Consider the following 6,316-nt stretch of genomic DNA (forward strand, 5'->3'; position numbering starts at 1 on the left):
AAAGGAATAGAAAGTAATGCAGATTCAAACAGCAACATTAGGCTATCCCCGCATTGGTAAAAACCGGGAAGTCAAGAAAGCGCTAGAAGCATTTTGGAGTGGTAATCTAGAGTCAGAATCATTACTCCAAACCGTGCAAAAAGTCGAGGAATCTAACTGGAAAACCCAACTTGAAGCCGGAATTGACCATATTGGAATTGGAGACACAACTCTCTACGATCATGTACTTGACTGGACATTTCGTTTTGGGCTAATTCCTGAAAGATTTCAACAGCTTTCCGGGTTAGAACGCTACTTTACAATGGCACGGGGTAAAGAAGGAATTCCTGCCTTGGAAATGACCAAGTGGTTTGATACTAACTATCACTATCTCGTCCCGGAAATTGCAGAATCAACATTACCGTCTGATTTCAGTGACTTTTTAGAACGAGTTAGCCGCGCTCAAAAAATATTAGGTAAACGGGCAATTCCGATTGTACTTGGCCCCTGTACTCTGCTGCGCTTAAGCAAACTATCACTAAATATTCAGCAAGCAGTATCAAAGTTAATTCCGCTATACAAAAACCTCCTCACTGAATTAAAAAATCTGGGAGTAGAAGAAGTGCAAATACATGAACCTGCACTTGTTTTAGGTGATGCGAATTCTTGGAAATCACACTTTCAAACAGTTTATCAATCACTTTCGTCAGTTGAAATACCCCTACACTTGGTTACTTATTTTGATGATTTGGGGGAAACCTACTCTTGGGTAATGGAATTGCCAGTTAGTGCAATTAGTTTAGATTTTACACGAGGACGTAATTTAGAGTTAATCAAAACCTACGGTTTTCCACCAAATAAGCGACTAGGTGCAGGAATTATAGACGCAAGAAATATTTGGCAAATTCGTTCCGAGAAAGTTATTCCCATTTTACAAGAGATTGTAGAGACTTTACATGGAACATCTATACATATTCAACCATCTGCTTCCTTACAATTTGTTCCCTACGATGCCAAACGAGAAAAACGATTACCATCACAGCTACGCAATGTCTTGAGTTTTGCTGAACAGAAACTTCAAGAAGTGGTTTTCTTGGCTCGGACAATAACAGGAGAAAACACTAAAGCAGAGCAAGAATTGATCGAGACTAGCTGGAGTAAGTTCGAGGAGTTTAATCCAGCAAATCAGTCAGTTGAAGAAAGACTGAAAACTCTGAAGACTGATGATTTTCAGCGCTCCTTATCCTATGGATTGCGGCTTGATTCACAAATTTCGCTTCCTCTGTTCCCGACAACTACAATTGGTTCCTTTCCCCAAACCTCTGAAGTTCGCCAACTCCGAATGCGTTACAAACGGGGTGAATTGAGTCAGTCAGAATACGAAGCTGCAATTGATGTTCAAATTGCTGAAAGCATTAAACTACAAGAGGAATTAGGATTAGATGTTTTAGTTCATGGTGAATTTGAACGCACCGATATGGTGGAATTTTTTGGACAGCAGTTATCAGGCTTCGCTTTCACTGAAAATGGTTGGGTGCAAAGCTATGGTAGCCGTTATGTTCGTCCACCAATTATTTACGGTGATGTGGTTCGGACTGGGCCAATGACGGTACGTGAGTTTAAAGTAGCTCAATCTTTGACAGAAAAACCTGTAAAAGGGATGTTGACGGCTCCTGTAACTATCTTAAATTGGTCTTACCCCCGGACTGATATTTCCAGGTCAGAACAAGCTTTCCAGATTGCTTTAGCGTTGCGGGATGAGGTAGCGGATTTGGAAGCGGCTGGTGCAAAGGTAATTCAAGTAGATGAACCCGCGCTACGTGAGGGTTTACCCCTAAAGGTTGAGCGCTGGAATGAATATCTATCTTGGGCTGTAGATGCATTTCGTTTGGCGACAGCAGTAGCCCAACCCCAAACCCAAATTCATACCCACATGTGCTACTGCGAATTTGGTGACATCATCAAGGATATTGAACGGTTAGATGCCGATGTTATTTCGATTGAAAATAGTCGCAGCAATAATCAAACTTTGCGAGAAATCACAGAGGGTGGTTACTCACATCAAGTTGGTAATGGAGTCTACGATATCCATAGTCCTGTTGTCCCGACAACTGAGCAGATTTTACAACAATTGCGGACTGGAATTGCTAATTTACCCGTAAAACAAATTTGGGTAAATCCAGATTGTGGTTTGAAAACTCGGAGATGGTCAGAGGTGATTCCGGCTTTAAAGAACATGGTGGAAGCCACGAAAGTTCTACGGGAGGAAGCAAACGCGACTGTGAAATAACAGTAAAAGTAGCTACAGGCATTAGTTTGGGAGTGCTTTAAGACTTTTGCCCTCTTGCTTATTGTTGAACTCAACAGTAATGCCCAATTATCTACACTATTCTTCTCTGCGTTCACTGAAGATATGAAGCTCAGACTTTTCTTGGCGTTTAGAGCGGTGCTTTTTGTTTTGGAGTTTAAAAATGATGATAACGACAGTGGAAACGATCGCAGCAATTGACTACAAACTATCCAAGCGATTTTTAGAACTCGATCCGGCAGGTTACTTTATCATCTATTTAGATCGGGGAGCAGGCTTGATCTGTGCGAAACATTTTACCAATGAAGTTAATGAGCAAGGATTAGCTATCGATCCAGAAACCGGAAAGCCCATCCCTGCAACGGTCAAAGTTGAACGACAACCTACTGCCCTATTTACAGGAAGAACTGCTAAAGAAATTTGCATTCAACTGTTTGAGTCAACAAAACCTTGCCCAGTTAGCCGATTGGATCATGCGGCTTACTTGGGACGTGAGTTTATGCGAGCAGAATTAGCATTAGTGACAGGACAAGACTACGTACAGGATTAAACTTTTGATGACTTAACGGTGCGGTTGATGGGTTGCCGATCGCTTTTGCGACAACACCGATAACCTTTTTGTTATGAGGCGATCGCCTGCGGTGGGGCGTAGTCCATCGCCATACAGTTGGGGCTAATTTTGTGGAGACTCATTCAGTTGTTGTTGAAGTTGTTGGACTTCCTCAATCGATAAGCCTGTTACACGAGCAACCATCTCAATCGGTAAACCTTCCCTTAGTAAATTATTGGCAATCTCTCTCTGTTTTTTTGCCTCTGCTTCTTCCTGAATCGAACGGTAAATCACAGATTCCTGCATGATGTCTCTCCGCACTAGACTATAAATTACGTCTTGCTCTAATCTTAACCCAGCCAGAATTGCTGAGGCTGCTATCAGATTAGCCTGTATCGCTGGGTCTTCAATCTGATCGGCAATTGTAGTCGCCTGGCGTAATGTCTCTGCTGGATTGGCAGTCTGTCCCAGTGTAGCAAAGGGCAATAGTCCAGGATATTGCAAAAAGAGTGAGGCAGGTTGCTCCCACAACCGAATGACATCAAATTCATGGCGTGTGCGTTCCATTGTGAAACTCGTTTGATAAACCAACTCTGAGCTAGTCTGCTTCAGATAAATCACAACTTGCCGCATCGGTTTGCTTGGATCTTTGCGATACATTCGCACGCGGTAATCCAAAACACGGAATGGAATATTTTTCTTGGGAAGTGTTTGGAACTCGATATGCAAAACAGATTCGTCTGATTCCAGCAAAATTAGGGCATCGGCGCGAATCGGATCGAGGGAGAGTTCAGAGGGCTTGAGTTCTGTCATCGTGACAGGCTTTCCTAACAGCCAACTGGCGAAGTCGGCTGAGAAGTGTTCGGCAAGGAATCGGCAGGTATCGTCATACATGGGAGAGATTGTACAACTGATTATACCGATTTGATTTTGAGTAAATCTAACGTTTGATGAAGTGTGGTAGGGCGATCGCTACAACTATTCAACCGCCGATTGCATCATGCGGCTTACTTGGGACGTGAGTTTATGCGAGCAGAATTGGCATTGGTGACAGGACAAGACTACGTACAGGATTAAATAGGCTTGTGATAATTTAACGTTCGCAATCACCGGACTCAGACAAGTCCAGACACACAACCATCACACTTTAAAGTCCCGGTGCATTGCGTTTGTTAGGTGGTGCTTGATGACGCGCCCCGGATCGCCTGGATCGGCCATGTCAAGGTGCCAGTTGTGCCTGTCTCGGTCATCCTTATACGCCGACAACGCCACTGCTAGACCGCCGCCCAGCAAGGAGTAGAGCCAAGTTGCCTCGATATCAGACCGCCTGCCGAATTTCAAAACGACGCGCTCGGCAAGACGGTAGTGCGCCATTGAGAGATGTCATATAACGGTCAAGTGCTTGAAGAGGGACAGTGCGAGCTTCGCGAACATGTTGTCGTAGCTGATTGACTAAGTACGCAAAGCACCGATCCGAAGCTGGCACAAACGAGAAACTATCAGAGGTGAGCAATGAGAACTGTAGGCTCATGTTGTTTGACTGCATACCCTGAATAAATCCGTCGTTCAGAGATACTATAAGATTAGGCATAGATTCGTGACCTTGAAGGCGTTGATATTCTATGAGATTGTCCAAAACTGCATCTGGACTATGAGTAAATGAGTTACAAAGAATGAAGCTATAAATCTGATCCCTAAAGTTGATATCTTGATTAAATTCATTGCTAGGTGTGGCGGCGAAGGAAACCCCCATCCCGAAATTTCTAAAGGAGGCAAGAGGCCCAAATCCTTCGTCAGTCTTGTGAGCATCCCTGCGAAGCGACTTAGCTGACCTAATATTATTTAATGCCTCAAATAAAACCCTTTTATTAACTGAACTCTTCACTTCACCGTTTGCAATAACGCCCTCAATTGGAAAATAGGTAGCATCCGGAGCGTCATTAATTGAGTAGACAGGGCAAAAGTCACGCTCGAACATAACAATATCTTGTTGTTTGCTCTGCCCACCATAGCTATCGATCAGCAAACCGGTTCCCATAGATACATAAGTCGGTAATAATTTCACAAGTTGCACACGTGCCGGATGTTCGCGCGCGCTACCAATCAGTCCGGGCGTACCAGCCTCGCTTGCATCTGCAAACTCCATTACAAGCCGTCGCCCAATGCGATTAACGAACTGTGCTGGATCAAAGCCTGACATGCATTCCCCTTGCTTTGCTTAAGCTTGCACTTTTTCCAATCCTAACCAATAATAAACCCCTCTTAGAAATCATCCCAGCCTTCAATGCTAGAGGACATGACGTAACTGGTGACACTCGCCTCAAAGAAGTTTGCCTTTGTGTGAGCTTCTTTCTTAGTATCTGAAAAACGCTCCAAGTGAGCATAGGGGCTTTTCTTGTAGATAGCTTCTGTCCATAATGGCTCTAAACCGATCGCCTTTAAACGAGCATTTGCCAGATATTTTGTATACTGTTCTGTACTGTTTGCCGTAATCCCAAGAATATCATCTCCAACAATATGTCCTGTCCACTTGCATTCATGCTCGACAGCTAGAGCAAACATTTCGTAGATTTGTTCGCGGCTGTGGGGGAAAACTTGCATCGCTTCTGGAATCAATTTTTGATACAGTCGCACATGGGAAAGTTCATCTCGGTTAATCATTCTAAAGATATCGGCACTCCCAGACATCAGCATCCGTGATGACAAATTGTAGAAAAATATAAACCCGTTATAGAAGTACAATCCTTCTAACAAATAATCCGCCAACAGAGATACGAAATAATTCTCTGGTGTCGGGTTATCGACATACTTTTGGTATAATCCAGCAATGAATTCGCATCGTTGTTTGAGAATGCGATCGCTCCGCCAAAAATCATAGACGTGTGTGCGGCGATCGCTGGGAATCACCGTCTCAATAATGTATTGATAAGACTGATTGTGCATCGCCTCTTGGGAAATTTGTTCTGCCATACACAATGCAATTTCTGGTGCAGTCACGCTGTTTTTGATGTGAGGCACATTACAGGTTTGCACTGAATCGAGAAACGTCAGGTAACTAAGGATGCCATCAAATGCACGTCGTTCTCCAGGCGTGAGATTGACGTAATCTGTTACATCTTGAGTAATGTCTATTTTTTCGGGAATCCAAAAGTTCTCTCGCATTTGACGGTAGAGAGACACAGCCCACGAATAGCGAACGTCGTTTAATTGCATTAAGTTCGTAGTCTCTCCGAACCATATCAAACGGTTTCCTGTATCATCATTTCCGTTCGGATTGAAAACGGGATTAATCGGCATTAATGATTGTCTTGGTTGGTACATCTTTTAGTAGGGAGTAGGGAGTAGGGAGTAGGGAGTGGGGAGTGGAGAGTGGGGAGTGGGGAGTGGGGAGTAGGATTAAAACCCACATTCCGCACCCTAACTGTCACAAGTTCATTAGTACTTAACTAATTGTCGGCGAATAGTATTTATGAACTATA

General features: G+C 43.6%; 5 protein-coding genes and 1 pseudogene. 3 read left to right on the plus strand and 3 right to left on the minus strand.

Annotated elements, in window-relative coordinates; translation table 11 throughout:
- Positions 1 to 16 precede the first annotated feature (16 nt).
- Both metE and CDG77_RS24145 read left to right on the plus strand, forming a co-directional pair.
- The gene (gene metE / locus CDG77_RS24140; RefSeq protein ID WP_094331885.1) at positions 17 to 2,269 is read left to right on the plus strand and encodes a 5-methyltetrahydropteroyltriglutamate--homocysteine S-methyltransferase; all 2,253 of its coding nucleotides are present in this window, start codon (positions 17 to 19) and stop codon (positions 2,267 to 2,269) included.
- Positions 2,270 to 2,453: 184 nt separating this feature from the next.
- Positions 2,454 to 2,837 carry a DUF4346 domain-containing protein gene (locus CDG77_RS24145; RefSeq protein WP_094331891.1) on the plus strand — a complete coding sequence of 128 codons (384 nt, stop codon included), beginning with the start codon at positions 2,454 to 2,456 and terminating at the stop codon, positions 2,835 to 2,837.
- 123 nt (positions 2,838 to 2,960) lie between these two features.
- Here the strand turns inward: CDG77_RS24145 and CDG77_RS24150 are convergent, their stop codons facing one another.
- The gene (locus CDG77_RS24150) at positions 2,961 to 3,731 is read right to left on the minus strand and encodes an Rpn family recombination-promoting nuclease/putative transposase (protein ID WP_094331886.1); all 771 of its coding nucleotides are present in this window, start codon (positions 3,729 to 3,731) and stop codon (positions 2,961 to 2,963) included.
- Positions 3,732 to 3,827: 96 nt separating this feature from the next.
- On the opposite strand from CDG77_RS24150, the pseudogene CDG77_RS24155 reads away from it, so the two are divergent.
- Positions 3,828 to 3,914: pseudogene (locus tag CDG77_RS24155) on the plus strand (DUF4346 domain-containing protein); the annotation flags it as partial.
- A 241-nt stretch (positions 3,915 to 4,155) separates the two neighbouring features.
- On the opposite strand, the gene CDG77_RS24160 reads toward CDG77_RS24155, so the two are convergent.
- Together CDG77_RS24160 and CDG77_RS24165 are read right to left on the minus strand one after the other, a co-directional pair.
- On the minus strand, positions 4,156 to 5,037 hold the full coding sequence (locus CDG77_RS24160; RefSeq protein ID WP_094331887.1) for a DUF6602 domain-containing protein: 882 nt from the start codon (positions 5,035 to 5,037) through the stop codon (positions 4,156 to 4,158).
- A 62-nt stretch (positions 5,038 to 5,099) separates the two neighbouring features.
- Positions 5,100 to 6,134, minus strand: a complete 1,035-nt coding sequence (locus CDG77_RS24165; protein ID WP_190234058.1) for a ribonucleotide-diphosphate reductase subunit beta — start codon at positions 6,132 to 6,134, stop codon at positions 5,100 to 5,102.
- Positions 6,135 to 6,316: the final 182 nt, after the last annotated feature.

Origin of the sequence: Nostoc sp. 'Peltigera membranacea cyanobiont' 213 (assembly GCF_002245975.1) — a bacterium.
Classification (GTDB): Bacteria; Cyanobacteriota; Cyanobacteriia; order Cyanobacteriales; family Nostocaceae; genus Nostoc.

What these genes read in the sequence shown, in the direction of transcription:
- metE (WP_094331885.1), top strand. Translation starts at nt 17, where the DNA reads ATGCAGATTCAAACAGCAACATTAGGCTATCCCCGCATTGGTAAAAAC.
- CDG77_RS24145 (WP_094331891.1), top strand. Translation starts at nt 2,454, where the DNA reads ATGATAACGACAGTGGAAACGATCGCAGCAATTGACTACAAACTATCC.
- CDG77_RS24150 (WP_094331886.1), bottom strand. Translation starts at nt 3,731, where the DNA reads ATGTATGACGATACCTGCCGATTCCTTGCCGAACACTTCTCAGCCGAC.
- CDG77_RS24160 (WP_094331887.1), bottom strand. Translation starts at nt 5,037, where the DNA reads ATGTCAGGCTTTGATCCAGCACAGTTCGTTAATCGCATTGGGCGACGG.
- CDG77_RS24165 (WP_190234058.1), bottom strand. Translation starts at nt 6,134, where the DNA reads ATGCCGATTAATCCCGTTTTCAATCCGAACGGAAATGATGATACAGGA.